16 protein-coding genes and 1 riboswitch are annotated in these 15,115 nt (G+C 48.6%); of the genes, 1 reads left to right on the top strand and 15 read right to left on the bottom strand.

Features of this window, described 5'->3' with window-relative positions; all coding sequences use genetic code 11:
- Positions 1–6 precede the first annotated feature (6 nt).
- The 8 genes from Q0R37_RS02630 to ribD are packed head-to-tail and all read right to left on the bottom strand — an operon-like array spanning position 7 to position 6,038.
- Positions 7–663, bottom strand: coding sequence for an HAD family hydrolase (locus tag Q0R37_RS02630; protein WP_294750789.1), 657 nt, complete (start codon positions 661–663; stop codon positions 7–9).
- Positions 663–1,130 (bottom strand): 6,7-dimethyl-8-ribityllumazine synthase, encoded by a 468-nt coding sequence (ribE, locus tag Q0R37_RS02625; protein WP_294750787.1) that lies wholly within the window; start codon positions 1,128–1,130, stop codon positions 663–665. Before ribE ends, Q0R37_RS02630 begins: the two co-directional genes overlap by 1 nt.
- 17 nt (positions 1,131–1,147) lie before the next feature.
- Positions 1,148–1,678, bottom strand: coding sequence for a hypothetical protein (locus Q0R37_RS02620; RefSeq protein WP_294750785.1), 531 nt, complete (start codon positions 1,676–1,678; stop codon positions 1,148–1,150).
- Positions 1,679–1,690: 12 nt separating this feature from the next.
- Positions 1,691–2,158 carry a hypothetical protein gene (locus Q0R37_RS02615; RefSeq protein ID WP_294750782.1) on the bottom strand — a complete coding sequence of 156 codons (468 nt, stop codon included), beginning with the start codon at positions 2,156–2,158 and terminating at the stop codon, positions 1,691–1,693.
- A 10-nt stretch (positions 2,159–2,168) separates the two neighbouring features.
- Positions 2,169–3,368, bottom strand: a complete 1,200-nt coding sequence (locus tag Q0R37_RS02610; RefSeq protein ID WP_294750779.1) for a bifunctional 3,4-dihydroxy-2-butanone-4-phosphate synthase/GTP cyclohydrolase II — start codon at positions 3,366–3,368, stop codon at positions 2,169–2,171.
- Between the two features lie 5 nt (positions 3,369–3,373).
- Positions 3,374–4,288: a hypothetical protein gene (locus Q0R37_RS02605; RefSeq protein WP_294750777.1), complete on the bottom strand. Its 915-nt coding sequence runs from the start codon at positions 4,286–4,288 to the stop codon at positions 3,374–3,376.
- Between the two features lie 15 nt (positions 4,289–4,303).
- A complete protein-coding gene (locus tag Q0R37_RS02600; protein ID WP_294750774.1) occupies positions 4,304–4,948 on the bottom strand; it encodes a riboflavin synthase in 645 nt (214 codons plus the stop codon).
- The gene (gene ribD, locus Q0R37_RS02595; RefSeq protein ID WP_294750771.1) at positions 4,929–6,038 is read right to left on the bottom strand and encodes a bifunctional diaminohydroxyphosphoribosylaminopyrimidine deaminase/5-amino-6-(5-phosphoribosylamino)uracil reductase RibD; all 1,110 of its coding nucleotides are present in this window, start codon (positions 6,036–6,038) and stop codon (positions 4,929–4,931) included. The genes Q0R37_RS02600 and ribD overlap by 20 nt, the downstream gene beginning before the upstream one ends.
- A 105-nt stretch (positions 6,039–6,143) precedes the next feature.
- Positions 6,144–6,258: riboswitch (FMN riboswitch) on the bottom strand.
- Positions 6,259–6,397: 139 nt separating this feature from the next.
- Here ribD and Q0R37_RS02590 point away from each other — a divergent pair.
- Positions 6,398–7,228, top strand: a complete 831-nt coding sequence (locus Q0R37_RS02590) for an Mrp/NBP35 family ATP-binding protein (protein ID WP_294750769.1) — start codon at positions 6,398–6,400, stop codon at positions 7,226–7,228.
- An 82-nt stretch (positions 7,229–7,310) separates the two neighbouring features.
- Here Q0R37_RS02590 and Q0R37_RS02585 read toward each other — a convergent pair whose 3' ends face one another.
- Genes Q0R37_RS02585 through Q0R37_RS02555 form a run of 7 tightly spaced genes read right to left on the bottom strand, consistent with a single transcriptional unit; the run spans position 7,311 to position 15,070 of the window.
- Entirely contained in the window at positions 7,311–8,330 is a 1,020-nt protein-coding gene (locus tag Q0R37_RS02585) for a rod shape-determining protein (protein ID WP_294750767.1), read from the bottom strand.
- Positions 8,331–8,345: 15 nt separating this feature from the next.
- Complete coding sequence (locus tag Q0R37_RS02580; protein WP_294750765.1) at positions 8,346–10,568, bottom strand: ATP-dependent RecD-like DNA helicase; 2,223 nt, start codon at positions 10,566–10,568, stop codon at positions 8,346–8,348.
- A gap of 48 nt (positions 10,569–10,616) precedes the next feature.
- Entirely contained in the window at positions 10,617–10,961 is a 345-nt protein-coding gene (locus Q0R37_RS02575; RefSeq protein WP_294750763.1) for a hypothetical protein, read from the bottom strand.
- A gap of 46 nt (positions 10,962–11,007) precedes the next feature.
- Entirely contained in the window at positions 11,008–11,745 is a 738-nt protein-coding gene (locus Q0R37_RS02570) for a GNAT family N-acetyltransferase (RefSeq protein ID WP_294750761.1), read from the bottom strand.
- A 46-nt stretch (positions 11,746–11,791) separates the two neighbouring features.
- Positions 11,792–12,841 (bottom strand): acyltransferase, encoded by a 1,050-nt coding sequence (locus Q0R37_RS02565; protein WP_294750758.1) that lies wholly within the window; start codon positions 12,839–12,841, stop codon positions 11,792–11,794.
- Positions 12,835–13,662: a hypothetical protein gene (locus Q0R37_RS02560; RefSeq protein WP_294750755.1), complete on the bottom strand. Its 828-nt coding sequence runs from the start codon at positions 13,660–13,662 to the stop codon at positions 12,835–12,837. The genes Q0R37_RS02565 and Q0R37_RS02560 overlap by 7 nt, the downstream gene beginning before the upstream one ends.
- 16 nt (positions 13,663–13,678) lie before the next feature.
- Positions 13,679–15,070 carry a dockerin type I domain-containing protein gene (locus Q0R37_RS02555; protein ID WP_294750753.1) on the bottom strand — a complete coding sequence of 464 codons (1,392 nt, stop codon included), beginning with the start codon at positions 15,068–15,070 and terminating at the stop codon, positions 13,679–13,681.
- Positions 15,071–15,115: the final 45 nt, after the last annotated feature.

Raw genomic sequence — 15,115 nt, 5'->3', positions numbered from 1 at the left:
TTCCTTTCAGTCGGTGAGCTGTTTTACAGCATAGGGTATATCTTTTATATGATCGACGATGATATCAGCCTGTGAGAGTTCCTCACGTGAGCCGAAGCCGTAGGCGCAGCCTATGGACGAAAGTCCGTTGCGGGCGGCAGTTTCTATATCGTGGAAGCGGTCTCCGATAACTGTGAAGCTTCCTGAGTGAGAAGGAGCTATTTTACGGAATATCTCATACTTCGGGATAAAATCAAAGGCCTCGCAGCAGTAGAAAAAGTCAAAAAATCGGTCGAGCCCGAATACACGCTTATGGCGTTCAAGATAGTGAAAGCGGCAGTTACTCATGAATATCAGAGTATAGCCGCTTTTTTTCAGCTCCGAAAGGACTTCCTCAGCTCCGTCGTAAAGGGCTCCCTCGCCGCTGTCAACACGCTCTGCCATATCCTTTCCCAGCATGAGACGAGCTTTTTCGCGTATTTCGGGATCAAGCTCGGGATGAAAGGCGTTCCACATATCGGTTGAGTTGAAGCCCAGCCAGCAGCTTATCTCATGGTCGGTATACTCCTTTTCGGCGATATAGCCATTATCCGAGAGCCATTTCATAGTGTCCCGGAATGCGGGAGCATAGGTGAGCATGGAGTTGTGTATTGTTCCGTCGTAGTCGAATATAAGATTTGTCATTATGCCTCGATCTCTTTTATGAGGTTTATCATTTCAATAGCTCCCTCAGCGCACTCGCTGCCCTTGTTGCCTGCCTTTGAGCCTGCACGTTCGATAGCCTGTTCGATATTCTCGGTTGTAATGACTCCGAACATAACGGGGATGCCTGTCTGGAGGGATATCTGAGCTATGCCCTTTGCAGCTTCATTGCAGACAAGGTCATAGTGAGAGGTGCTTCCTCTTATGATGGCGCCGAGGCAGATTACAGCATCGTATTTGCCCGAATTTGCCATTTTTGAAGCTATCAGCGGTATCTCGAATGCTCCGGGTACCCATGCAATGTCTATAGCTCCCTCGTTTACATCGTGGCGCTTGAGAGTATCAACTGCGCCGCCGAGGAGCTTTGATGTGATGAACTCGTTGAAACGAGCTACAACGATACCGATCCTTACGTCCTTTGAGACAAGTTTTCCTTCATAAGTTTTCATAAATATTCATCCTTTCATTAATCCTTTGAGACCTTGTTTATCTTATAGTTGTCTCTGAGAAGCTTTTCGAGCTCTTCACGCTTTTCAACGACATCAAATACCTTCGGCATGATGCCGTTGTTGAACCAGAGCTTAAGGGTGCTTCCCGTGAGCTTGTACATTATCTTTTTCTTCTGCCGTGCAAGTCCGAAATTATCGGGAAAATACACTCTCTGAGAAGTGATGTATGAATATTTGCCGATGAAAAAGTCAAGCAGCAGAAGTATGGTGATTAGTATGCCTGCCGCGAAAAGTATGGCATAATCCGTCATTTTTTCGTGAGCCTGAGCTGCTCTTGCAGCGTTCCAGTAGAGGAAGCCGATAACGAGCCATGCTGCCCAGCAGGAAGCCCACCACACAGCGTTCTTTTTGAGCTGCCTTTTTATTTTTATGGCAGTTTTTTTGGAGCTTACGCGGCTTCTGAATATAAAGTAGCCGATAATGCCGAAAACGAATACTGCACTCACAACACACAGTATCACTATTGAGATGATCCTCGATGTAGTCATGATACAGCTCCTTTACTTTGTGAGCGGGTTTTCGTAGCCGTGCTTGCCGTACCAGTCAGCCAGCATCTTTACTGTCTTCATCTTTTTTATGCCGAGATTGAAGCTTTGTGCTAACTTCTTGTCATTCAGGAAAAGATCAAGCTTCTCCATACCGAAGAGTCCCTTGCCGTATTCATAGCTCAGGTTCTGTACTGGAGAAATACCCTTGTTTGAAAAAATTGCAGTTCTGATCCCTTCGGGTGAAAGACAGGTGATATTGAGTGGGATAAGAAGTACCGCAATTGATGTCAGCAGAATGGAATGGAGGGAATTTTTTAAAAGCAGACCGCAGGCAGCGATAATGAGAATGACAGCGAACGGCCAGATATTGCTTATGAACGCCTTTTCCTTTGATCTTGACCATGAAATGAAACAGCATATATCATATACAAGAACAACTGCACAGAGAATGATAAGAACGACTGTAAAAAAAGTACTCATGATAAACACCTCAGTAATTAAGAATATGTCCCATCTTGTCGCGTTTCGTTTTTAGATAGAACAGGTCGTAGGCGGTAGCGTCCACCTGTATTGGCACACGCTCCTTTATTTCCAGTCCGAAGCCGCTGAGTCCGTACACCTTGTCGGGGTTGTTTGTCAGCAGTCTCAGTGTTTTGCAGCCGAGGTCGCGGAGTATCTGCGCTCCGATGTAGTATTCGCGCATATCTCCCGGAAATCCCAGAGCCAGGTTCGCTTCGAGGGTGTCCATGCCCTTGTCCTGCAATTCATAGGCGCGGAGCTTGTTGATAAGACCTATGCCTCGTCCTTCCTGACGCATATAGAGGAGTATTCCGCGCCCCTCTTTTTCTATCTGCGACATAGCCGCTGCGAACTGCTGTCCGCAGTCGCATTTAAGTGAGCCGAAGGCGTCGCCTGTGAGACACTCGGAATGTACACGGCAGAGTATATCCTGTCCGTCGCCGATATCGCCCTTTACGAGAGCTACATGGTGCTCGCCGTTGAGCTTGTTCACATATCCGAGAGCTCTGAACTCACCGTATTTTGTGGGGAGCTTCGTATTCGCCACACATTCCACAAGAATATCGTTGACCTTTCTGTACTCCTTTAGCGTCTTGATAGTTATGAACTTCATACCCCACTCCTGCGCCTTCTGCTGAAGCTCTTCAGTTCGCATCATAGTGCCGTCGTCACGCATTATCTCGCAGCAGAGACCACATTCCTCAAGCCCTGCGATACGCATAAGGTCAACAGTTGCTTCCGTGTGCCCCTCGCGTTCGAGAACGCCGTTATTCTTTGCCGCAAGTGGGAACATATGCCCCGGGCGGCGGAAGTCCTCGGGCTTTGAATCGGGAGATACGCACATACGGGCTGTATATCCGCGCTCCTCGGCGGAGATGCCTGTAGTCGTATCAGTATGGTCGATAGATACCGTGAAAGCCGTGCAGTGGTTATCGGTGTTGTAGTCCACCATCTGCGGCAGATGAAGCCTGTCGCAGAGCTTTGCGCTCATGGGCATACATATGAGGCCCTTTGCATGAGCCGCCATGAAGTTTACGTTTTCGGTAGTCGCAAACTGTGCGGCGCATATCATGTCTCCCTCGTTTTCTCTTGCCTCATCGTCTGTAACGAGGATTATCTCACCCTTTCGGAGAGCCTCGCAGGCTTCCTCAACAGTGTTGTACTGGAACATTAAGATTACTCCTTATCAATTATTATCTTGCCTGTATTTGCTGCAAAGCCGATATTGCAGTTTTCGACCTCGATGCTCAGGCTGTGGGAAGTATCCTTCTTATTCTCGCTCTTGACATCGTAGTTCTTTATGCCTGTCATCTTGATATTGCCTGTATCGGCCTTGACGCTGATATCAGCTCCTCCCGAGCCGTTAAGAGGCAGGCAGAAGGTGATGTTTCCCGTATCTGCCGTAATATCCGTGTCAGCCTTGTAGATGCAGTCTGACATGGCTATATTGCCCGTATCGCATTTTATAACTGAGCTTTCCGTGAACTGCGAGCCCGTACAGGTTATGTTTCCTACTCCGACAATGCCGCTGAATTTTCCGCAGATATCGCCGAAGGTGAGATTTCCCACATTTTCTTTTGCCTCGAAGCTGCTGACGAACTCGGGAACGGTAATGTAAAGGTCGTACTCAACGCGGCAGTCGGGGATGTTTTTTCTGAGCCATGAAGAGATATCTTCCTGTGTCTTGTCCTCAATGAGCCTTATATCAAGTCTGCTGCCATTGGTCTCGGCAATGGCGTTAAGATGGCTCTTTACCTCCTTACAGACCTCTTCGGTGTCGGCATAAACAGTATATTCAAGGGACAATCCCGTCTTGTTGTCGCGGGAGTATTCAATGGTGATATTTCCCGTGTCTATGCTTACACCGAACTCGGAAACATTCTTGTCCGTATCGAAAACGAAATCCATCTGTGTTAACTGATTCGTCTTGTAATCTTTTTCTATGTCACTTATGTCAACGCTGACATCTGTATCGGCTTTTATATCCCCGATATCTACTTCTACATCGGTGTCTGTCTTGCTGTCGCTGCATCCTGTCATAAGAGCCGCAGCTGCAAGCATTGACAAAAGGGCTGCTTTTAATGCTTTCATATCAGTTATCTCCTTTTAAAAACCGTTTTTTGCAAGGAATTCCATTGTTATGCCGCTTTGGGGAGCAGCTTCCGCGGGCTTCATGAGCTTTTCCACGTATTTGCCTATTATATCGTTTTCGAGATTGACCATATCGCCCGTCTTTTTAGTTCCGAGTATAGTCTGTGCAGCTGTATGCGGGATTATGGAAACGCTGAATGAAGTCTCCGTGACCTTTGCAACGGTAAGGCTTATGCCGTCTATGGCGACAGAGCCCTTTTCAACGATGTAACGAAGAAGCTCGTGGGGAGCGGTTATGGTATACCATACGGCTATACCGTCGTTCCTTATATCCGAGACGGTTCCCGTGCCGTCGATGTGTCCCGAAACTATATGTCCGCCAAAGCGTCCGTCTGCAGCCATTGCGCGTTCAAGATTGACAAGGCTTCCCGTGGTGAGGCTGCCAAGCGATGAACGGCTGAGAGTTTCATTCATAACGTCTGCGCGGAATATGCTTCCGTCGCAGTGAGTTACCGTAAGGCACACGCCGTTTACGGCAATGCTGTCACCGAGATGAACGTCCTCAAGGACCTTTTTCGCCTGTATCTCAATAAAAGAGGAAGTCCCCGAGCGTTTAACCGCTTTTACAGTGCCTACCTCTTCAATTATTCCCGTGAACATTCTTCACCCTGCTTTCTATGAGTATATCGTCGCCGATATTGATGAGCCTTGTGTTTTCGAGCATGACAGCTTCCGAGGGAGAGGGGACACCGATGCCGCCTACAGGTGTCTTTCCGCTGCCGCCGAAGAGTTTCGGGGCTATGTATGCCTGTACTCTGCAGACTATACCCGATTCGAGAGCCGACCAGTTCAGCTCGCTGCCGCCTTCAAGGAGTATGCTGTCCAGTCTTTCGCTTCCGAGGAGCTTCATGAGCTCGTTAAGGTCAACGCGGCCGTTCTTCTGAGATGTTTTTATAATACGGCAGCCTGCCTCTTCAAAGCGCATGGCAGCTTCTCTGTCCTCAGAGACTGTTGCGATTATAGTGGGGACTTCTCTTGCGGTCTTTACTATATTGCAGTCAAGGGGAGTTCTTAGCATACTGTCGCAGATTATGCGTATGGGGTCTCTGCCGTTTTCAAGCCTGCAGGTGAGCATGGGATCGTCTGCGAGGACAGTTCCCACACCGACCATTATGGCGCTGTGGCGCAGTCTTTCCTGCTGTACGTAAGCACGTGCGGCTTCACCTGTTATCCATTTGGAGTCGCCCGTATAGCAGGCGATCTTACCGTCGAGAGTCATTGCGTACTTCATTGTCACAAAGGGGAGGCCCGTTGTGATGTAGTGGAAGAAAATATCGTTGAGAGCGTCACATTCGTCCTTCAATACTCCCTCAGTAACGTCTATGCCGCTGTCCCTGAGCATCTGAGTGCCCTTTCCCGCAACGAGTGGGTTGGGGTCTGACGAGCCTATGAACACACGCTTTATGCCGTGTGAGAGTATAGCTTCCGTACATGGGGGCTGCTTGCCGTGATGGCAGCAGGGTTCGAGGGTCACGTACATATCCGCACCCTTGCAGTCGATACCCCGTGCTTCGCAGTCAGCGAAGGCATTGCGCTCTGCGTGGAGGTCACCGTATTTTTTGTGGTAGCCGCTGCCGATTATCTCGCCCTTTCTGACGATGACAGCGCCGACGAGGGGATTGGGAGATGTGAAGCCCATACCCTTGCGGGCAAGCAGTACAGCTTCGTGCATAAATTCTTCCTGAGTCATAGTTCCTCCTGATAGTAGTGTATATTAATTAGTGATAATTGTATGGGCGAAAAGAGAAAAAGCCCCGTAATCCGGGGCATGAAGTCATATACTGCACTTAGTGCGGCTCATCTTCTTTCATCCGGACTTTACCGTCGGCTTCGGAATCTCACCGAATCAACCCATAAGGCTCGCAGGCTATACTGCCGGTCAGGACTTTCACCTAACCCCGAAGATACAGAACTAAGAACTAAGATCTCAGATCTAAGTTCTAAGCTCTAAATAATTATATCACTGTGTTATTCATTTGTCAATATCCTATTGCTATTTTCTGAATTGTGTGGTATAATATTATCATTATATCATAAGGAGTGTTTTTAATGAGCGAATGTACACATGACTGCTCAAGCTGCGGAAGCGACTGCGGCAGCAGAACAGAGCCTCAGAGCCTGCTCGAAAAGCCCAATGCCATGAGCAGTATCGGCAAGGTGATAGGAGTTGTCAGCGGAAAGGGCGGCGTCGGCAAGACCCTCGTATCGTCACTGCTTGCGGTCTCAATGCAGAGACTTGGCAAAAATGTCGGAATAATGGACGCTGATATCACAGGTCCTTCAATACCCAAGGCTTTCGGCATACATCAGAAGGCTGATGCCTGCGAGTTCGGTATAATACCCGCAAAAACAAAAATGGGACTTGACATCATGTCTATAAATCTTCTCCTTGAGAACGAGTCCGACCCTGTTGTATGGAGAGGTCCTGTTATCGCAGGAGTTGTAAAGCAGTTCTGGACAGACGTTATATGGAAGGACATTGACTGCCTCGTTGTTGATATGCCTCCGGGAACAGGTGATGTTCCGCTTACTGTTTTCCAGTCCCTGCCCGTTGACGGTATCGTTATCGTAACTTCACCGCAGGAGCTTGTTTCCATGATAGTGGAGAAGGCAGTAAAAATGGCTAAGCTCATGAATATCCCCATACTCGGTATAATCGAGAATATGAGCTATTTTGAATGTCCCGACTGCGGCAAGCGCCACAGCATCTACGGCGAGAGCCATATCGAGGATATAGCTGCTCAGTACGATATCCCCGTGCTTGCAAAGCTCCCCATTGACCCTCAGCTTGCAAAGCTCTGCGATCAGGGTACGATAGAGCTCTTCGAGGGCGAGTGGCTCACAGAGGCTGCCGAGAAGATAGTTTCGCTTGAAAAGTGATAAGTGCATAGTAATTAACAAGGGCGGATTTTTTCCGCCCTTTTGATATTTGTAGGGGCGCACACTGTGCGCCCGCGATTGCTTATCTGTATTTATATACCGTAGCAGCTTCAAAGCCGTCAAGGAGAGTGGTCATTCTTCCGAATGCCATGCCTGTGCCCTTTGCCACGCAGTTAATGGAGTCCTTGGCGATATTGCAGTTAATGCCGAGAGTACGCTTTATGAGCTGAGTGAGTCCGCCGAGAAGCGCTCCGCCGCCCGTAAGGAGAAGTCCGTTGTCGTAGATATCGCCCACCAGCTCGGGAGGAGCTTCCTCCAGTACCTTTCTGATAGCCTCCATGATAGCAAAGGTATCGTCCTCTATAGCCTCAAAAAGCTCTGTTTCGCTGAGAAGCACCTGTGCGGGAAGTCCCTTGAGAAGACTTCTGCCCTTGACGATATAGGTCACCTCGTCGCTGGGGTCGTAGAGGTTGCACAGCTCTATCTTTACCTTTTCGGCAGTCCTTTCACCGATGAGTAGCTTGTACTTGTTCTGCATATACTTGATTATGGAACGGTCAATGGCATTGCCTGCCACCTTGACCGTATGAGACCTTACAACTCCGTTCATGGAAACGATAGCTACGTCTGTGGTGCCGCCGCCGATATCAACTATCATGTGTCCCTTTGCCTTTGTTATGTTCACTCCTGCGCCTATCATTGCCGCAATGGGCTCCTGTATGAGGTATACCTGCCTTGAACCTGCGCTCTTTGCGGCTTCAACAACAGCACGGCTCTCTATATCCGTAATGAATGAGGGGATACAGATAACGATACGGGGCTTCATGAGCTGCTTCCCCGTTACCTTTATGATGAACTCGCGTATCATGCTGTGGGTAAGGTCGTCGTCGGAGATGACTCCCTCGCTTATGGGACGTCTTACTGCGATATAGTCGGGATTTCTTCCTATCATCTCATAGGCTTCCTTTCCGACTGCAAGGACTCTTTCGGTTCTTGTGTTGTAGGCTATGACTGAGGGTTCGCTGAGGACAACGCCCTTGTTTCCCATAGTCATAACGATATTTGAAGTACCGAGGTCGATTCCGATATCAGTATTTGCCATTTTTATTTTCCTTTCTCACTGCTCAAAGGGGGAGCTTGTCTTTGCAGGCCCTGTGAGCATATGGCGCAGGCAGGTATAACGCCGCGTGCGCTTGTTGTTGTCTACCATTTTATATATATTCTCCTCACTTCCGATGATTATGAGGAGCTTTTTTGCTCTTGTAACTGCCGTGTACAGGAGATTTCTGTAGCACAGCTTATCAAAGCCGCCCATTATGGGGAGTATGACCGCTTCAAATTCGCAGCCCTGACTTTTATGTACGGTCACTGCGTAGGCAAGGTCTACCTGAGACAGAAGGTCGAAGGTGTAGGTAGCCTTTCTGCCGTCAAAGTCTATGACTGCAAGGGAGCTTCTGTTGTCAATGCTTATGATACGGCCGATATCTCCGTTGAATATCCCTGCGCCCTGTTCGCCGTCCTTTGACCACGTTATGTCGTAGTTGTTCCGCGTCTGCATGACCTTGTCGCCCTCGCGGTAGGTGTATACGTAGCCCTTTTTCTCCTGCTTGTTTTTAGCGGGAGGATTGAGCTCCGCCTGTAAGAGCTTGTTGAGCTCTACCGTTCCTGTAACGCCCTTCCTTGACGGTGTGAGCACCTGTATATCCTCGGTGGGGGAGTAGTTATACGCTTTGGGAAGCCTTGTCTTTGCAAGGTCAGTTATGAGCTGCAAAGCCTGCTGATAGTCGCTGCGTTTGAAAAAGAAAAAGTCGCTGTCCTTGCGGGTAAGGTCGGGATATTCTCCTGCGACTATCTTATGTGCGTTTGTGACTATGCAGCTCTGCTGAGCCTGTCGGAATATCTCTTTCAGCTCGGTAACGGGAACTATGCCGCTGTCGATGATATCGCCAAGCAGATTTCCTGCGCCTACTGAGGGCAGCTGGTCGCTGTCGCCCACCATTATGAGCCTGCACCCAAGCCTTACGGCACGGAGCAGCTTCTCAAAGAGCACAACGTCAACCATTGACATCTCGTCTATGATAAGTACGTCGCAGTCAAGGGGATTATTCTCGTTATGAGCAAATGTGAGCCTGTCGCCCGAGTCGTATACGACTTCGAGCAGACGGTGTATCGTTTTGGCTTCACAGCCAGCCAGGTCCGACATACGCTTTGCGGCTCTGCCTGTGGGAGCTGCAAGGAGCACCTTCATGCCCCGCTTCTCAAATATGGAAATGATAGCGTTAAGGGTCGTGGTCTTTCCTGTACCGGGACCGCCCGTAAGCACCATAAGTCCCCGTGAGACAGCGGTGGTTATTGCCTGCCGCTGGAGCTTTTCGTATTTTATGTTATGCTCCTCTTCCTCGATATCTATGAGGGTGCCATAATCGAAGTCCTCGGGAGAGGAGAAGTCCTTCAGTATATGTATCCTGTCAGCAATGAAGCTCTCGGCGTAGAAATAATCGGGGAGATACACGAACTCGATATCGCCCTTGATATACTCAAAGAGCTCGTCATCGTCAAGTGCAGCGTTGTATGCGCTGTAGAAATCGCTTTCCGATACTCCGAGAGTGTCCTGAGTTTTCTTTGCAAGCACTTCGAGGGGGAGACAGGTGTGGCCTATGCCGCCGTTTGCGCGGAGTATGTACTGAACTCCCGCAATGATGCGCTTGCTGTCGTTGCGGGCGATGTGCATATCGTGGGCTATGGTGTCAGCCTTTGCGAATTCAAGGTCTATGTACTCTCCGCAGAGCAGATAGGGATTTACCCGAAGCAGCGTCATGGCGTCTGAGCCGTACTTTCTGTAGGTGTTCATGGCAAATCGGGATTTGACCTCGTACTGTGACAGAAACGACATAAGGTTACGCAGGCAGAACAGCTTCTGCGCTTCTGCCGCTATCTCGTCACACTTCTTTGGAGATATACCCTTTATCTCAGCAAGTCTGAAGGGTGCGTTCTCCATGATATCGAGAGTGCGGTCGCCGAAAACCTCAACTATCTTCTTTGCAAGTCCGGGACCTATGCCCTTGACAGCTCCCGAGGCGAGATACTTTTCTATGTTTACCACACTTTCGGGGAGCTTTCTTTCGCAGTATACCGCGCTGAACTGTGTGCCGAAGCGGGGGTGGGTGATATAGCTGCCTTCGAGGATAAGACCCTCGCCCTCCTCAATGTCGCCGAGCTCTCCCACAACGGTGATGAGCTCTCCTCCTGCGTCAAGGTCGAGAACGATATAGCCATTATTTTCGTTTTTGTATAGCACATTTTCCACAGTACCTTCGATATGAAGAAACTCATGCTCCACCGTTTTCACCTCTGCACATAAACATTCAACTTATATTATACTATAAATTCATTCAAAATGCAAATGTTTTTTCACTGAGGCTTCGATATCCTTCGGGAGTATTATCTCTGCGGCATGATAGCGCTGACAGAACTCCATGCAGTGCTGTATCTGTTTCTCGTCTGCGTCAATGTCCATGAGCAGCACATTGCCTATGAGCGGGTCGCCCTCCTCAATGTGTGAGCCTATACAGTCAAGGCGCTCGGTGAATTTGCTGTCATTCCTGTGTATGGGAATGATAATGCACATGGGACAGTTTTTGCTTTTCAGCTTTGAGCAGAGGTAAAGGCATAATATCTCGGTGAGTATCAGAAGTGCAGCAACTGAAACGGCAATTATCTCGGCGGTTTCCATAAAACCACTCCTTTCGCATTATTATATGCGGATAAAGGCTGAGCTGTTACGGAAGAGGCTTTCTTATCAGCACACACTCCGACGATCTGACAAATCCGAGCTTTTCGGCTATACGTGCAGAGCCGCGGTTAGAGCGCTGACAGGTCCATGTGGGACGGCGGTCGGGGAGAACTTCCCTTATCACAGCGGCAGCTGCCGCAAGAGCAAGCCCGCGGTGACGGTATTTTTCGGCTGTTTCAATGCCTATATCGGCTTCTTCGCTGCTGACAGCCGAGGTGAAAGCCCATGAAGCGGCTTCATTTCCTTGCATTATGCAGAAGCCTGTACCGTTTTTGCTGAATTGTTCGCAGCTGTCCCAGTAGAGCGACGGCGGAACTCTGCCCGTGATGCTGTCAAAAAGTTCCCTGTCAATACTTCTGATTATAAACCCGTCGGGTATTTGGAGTTCGGGAGCGGTCTCCGCAGGGTAGCTGTAGAAATCACGGGGAATTAGCTCAACTGCGCCCAGTTGAGAAATACTTTCGCTCAGTGAGGGATCGCTGCAGATGAATTTCAGGTTTTCGGAGAGGATAAGCTCATGTATCTCACTGAGCTCATTTTCATCGGGAGTTCCCGAGAGAAATGTGAAGTTGTTCCTGTGACGGAAAAGAACGCAGTTTTCAGATGTGTATATGCTTCCGCTCTGGAATCTCTGTACTATGGAAAGAGGAAACACCCTGCAAATATCAATTTCCTCCGCATATTTTATAAACTTACCGTGATCGTTACTGTTTATGATTTTCATTGCTGCACCTCTGTGTATTAAAAAGCTCCCGAAAGGGAGCTTCTTGTCATATTATCTTATTAAAATATGGGACGAGCTTGAGCAGCTTTGTCAGCGCATATGAAATAATAAGTGCGATGATACATATGCCTATTATGGTTATAGTTCCGCCGTGTTTGAACGGATCGAACTTTATGACCGCAAATATGAGCTTCAGTACTGCCATATGAAGAAGGTAGATGCCGAATGAGCAGCTGTCAAGCTCTGCGGCTATTGTATCAAGAACAGGCACGGGAGTATTTCTTGTCTTGCGTATATATCCGAATGCTCCTACCGAAGCCGCTATATATAAGGGGAAGGAGTATACTCCGAGAAGAGATATTATCTTGCTGCTTGTCTCGGGTGAGCTTTTTGCGACGGACATTCCGTATACTGTAAGCATTGCTGTGATACCCGTGCATATGAGGAACATGATACCGCAGGCGTTCTTGGGCAGCTTTATGATACCTGTATGGAGTGCATGACCCAGGAAAAGATAAAGGGGATATATGCTGAATACGCATATATAGAAAGGAAGCTTTTTTCCCGATATGGTCTCGATAAATGGTATCAGTGAGAGGAATATCGTGTATAGGAGCAGCAGGTATTTTATCTGTGCCGAGGACGCATGGTCGCATATCATCTTGTAAAACGGCAGCAGCAGATATATTGACAGCATGAGGTATATGTACCACATATGCGGCCAGCCTGTGCCGAGGAATATATCGCTCAGAATGTCCCCGAGGGTCTGTGCGGGAGTATAATGTGCCGTGGTAAAGGCGTCGAATACCGAGAATATCACCGAAAATATCAGGAGTGCGAACACCATTCGCGGAATATATTTTCCGAACAGCTTCTTCGATGTCAGTATTCTTTTACTGTTTAGGAGAAGTGCTCCCGAAGCCATGACAAAGCACGGTACAGCCCACATCATGCAGTTCCTTACGGCGGACATGGTATTGAGCTGATACGGAACAGCCGCATAATTTGCGGCTGTGAAAAATGTATGCAGTACAACAACGGCTGCACAGGCAAGTGCTTTTATACGGCTCAGATAGAGCACACGATTGTTTACCATGTGAGTGCTCCGCCGCCCTGACCTGCTATACATCCGCCGTCGGGACTTGATGGAGCTTCGGTCGGAGCTTCCGTAAGTGCGGGAGCTTCTGTGGCAGGCTCTATGTAGACTGTTGTAGGCTCGATATACGCTGTTGCGGGAGCGATATACTGAGTTGTTGCGGGCTGAGTATATATGGGCTCATCGTAAACGGGCTGAGTGTATACAGGCTCGTCATCCTTGTCAGCCTCTGTTGCAGCCTGATTTTCAGCTTCCACGGAAGCTATCATTGTCTCGGCTTCCTTTGTGCTGACCTTCTGGTCGGACTTCGATGTATACTCGATATAGGCGATATCCTTGTCAAGGTGCAGCTCGCAGCCTTCAAGGTCACCGAAGGGGAACTGGTGAAGAACTGCCGATTTATCATCACTGAAATCTATTTTTATGAGGTATTCCTCATTGGCGATGGCGTCGCTGCTGCCGATGGCGTAGCCCTCGCTGTTTACGGGAACATAGTAGAGCATACGTCTTTCGTTCTTCAGGAACGTATCGTCGTTCTGAAGCATATTTTTCGGGAACTTTTCCTCAGAGCCCGATTTTACGGTAAAGCCCTTGATGGATTTGCCTGTTTTGTTGTCAACAGTTATTGCAAATACAGAAGTTCCTGTGGCTTTGTCACCTATGAGCTTCATTTTGTCTGCCGAGGTAGTATCCTCTATTTTGATGCTTGCTGCCTTGGTAGCTGTTGTTGCAGGTTCAACATCAGCGGCAGGGGTTACTTTTCCGCAGCCTGCAAGAGTGAGGGCTGCGATGAAAGTGAGAGTTGCGATTGCTTTTTTCATATTTTATCCTCCTTGATCAGTCCATAACGAGTTCTTTTACATATCTCCATGTGCCTGACTGACCATATGTTATCATATATCCGTTCTGACCCGTTTCATGTGCGAAATCAGGATCACAAATATAGGTCGTATCGCCTATTATTACCTCAGTCCATGAGTGGGGACCCATAGTGCCGTCCTTGAGCGGTACTTTTCCTGAGATAAGATGTATGTCATATCCGAGAAGCCTTCCCATTTCACAGAACATTGCTGCCATAACGTAGCAGTTGCCCTTGCCGTTTTTGAAGCCGTAATCAGCGTACCATTCGAGCGAGTAGTCTGTGGTCTGCGGCATATCCGGCTTCTGACCGTAATATGTGGTCGCAGCTGCCGACTTGAATGCTGACTGGAGATCCCAGCCTACGGCGTCAAGACGGGCCTTGGCAAGGGGATAATCGTATTTCAGCTCGGGGGGCTGTGTTACCGTAACAGACCATTCCGTTCCGCCTGCATAGTAGTCCTTTCTGGAAATAGTTGTCTGTATCAGTATTGCGGGTGCGAAATCCGTTGTTGTGGTGGACTTGTACTCGCTTGCCGTGATACTTAGCTTACCGTCGGAATACTTTACTGCATCGACTTTTATATCGGGAATGAATTCATAGGACGGAGCAGGTTCGGAGACCTTCTGCATATAGTCCATATTTGCATATCCCGAAACTCCGTCATAGGTGACGTGCGCCCACTGACCGTTTCCGTGGCTTACGGGGATTATGGCATTGGGCGGGATCCTTCCGATGGATTCCGAGGTGTAGGAGTGTTCTGCTCTTATATTAAGGTAGGAAGTAACATTTTTCGTGGTATAGGTTCCTGCATAGCTCGTGCTGCAACCGCAGTCCGCGTTGGTGTATATCTTTTTCTTCTGATAGTTGGAAGAAGCAAGATACACGGGCTTTACAAGGAGTACCGATCCTGCGAAGAATGTATCGTTGTACTTCACAAGATAATTATTTACGAGAGTCTCGTTCAGGTAAGGCGAAAGAGCATTTTTCAGCTCGGCAGCCGAAGTGACCGCAGTTCCTCCGTCGTTTGTACCGAGCTTTCTGAAAGCGTCGGTATAGCCTGTTGTCAGCCTGTCGGAGACAGCTGTGAAGGAAATGCTCCTGTCGGAAGCGAGGATAGTTTTTCTCAGCTTCACAACGTCGTATACATCTGTCTTTCCGTCGCCGTTGAGATCGGCGGACTTTACCTGAGTTTCCGTTAGCTTTTCCTTTCCGAGAACATAGCCCTGCAGCAGGGAAAGGTCTGCCGAATCCGCTGAACCGTCGCCGTTTATGTCACCTGTTACAGCTGCGCTTGCCGACAGCGGAAGAATACATCCTGCCGATATCGCCGCGGCAAGGATAAGGCTCAGAAGCTTGTGATGTTTCATAAAAAGACTTCCTTTCATTTATTAACGTTTCCATATTAATATACG

Source organism: uncultured Ruminococcus sp. (assembly GCF_946415235.1).
Classification (GTDB): Bacteria; Bacillota; Clostridia; order Oscillospirales; family Ruminococcaceae; genus Ruminococcus.
The sequence above is the reverse complement of the archived record's forward strand: the minus strand, read 5'-3'. Positions and strand labels throughout refer to the sequence as shown.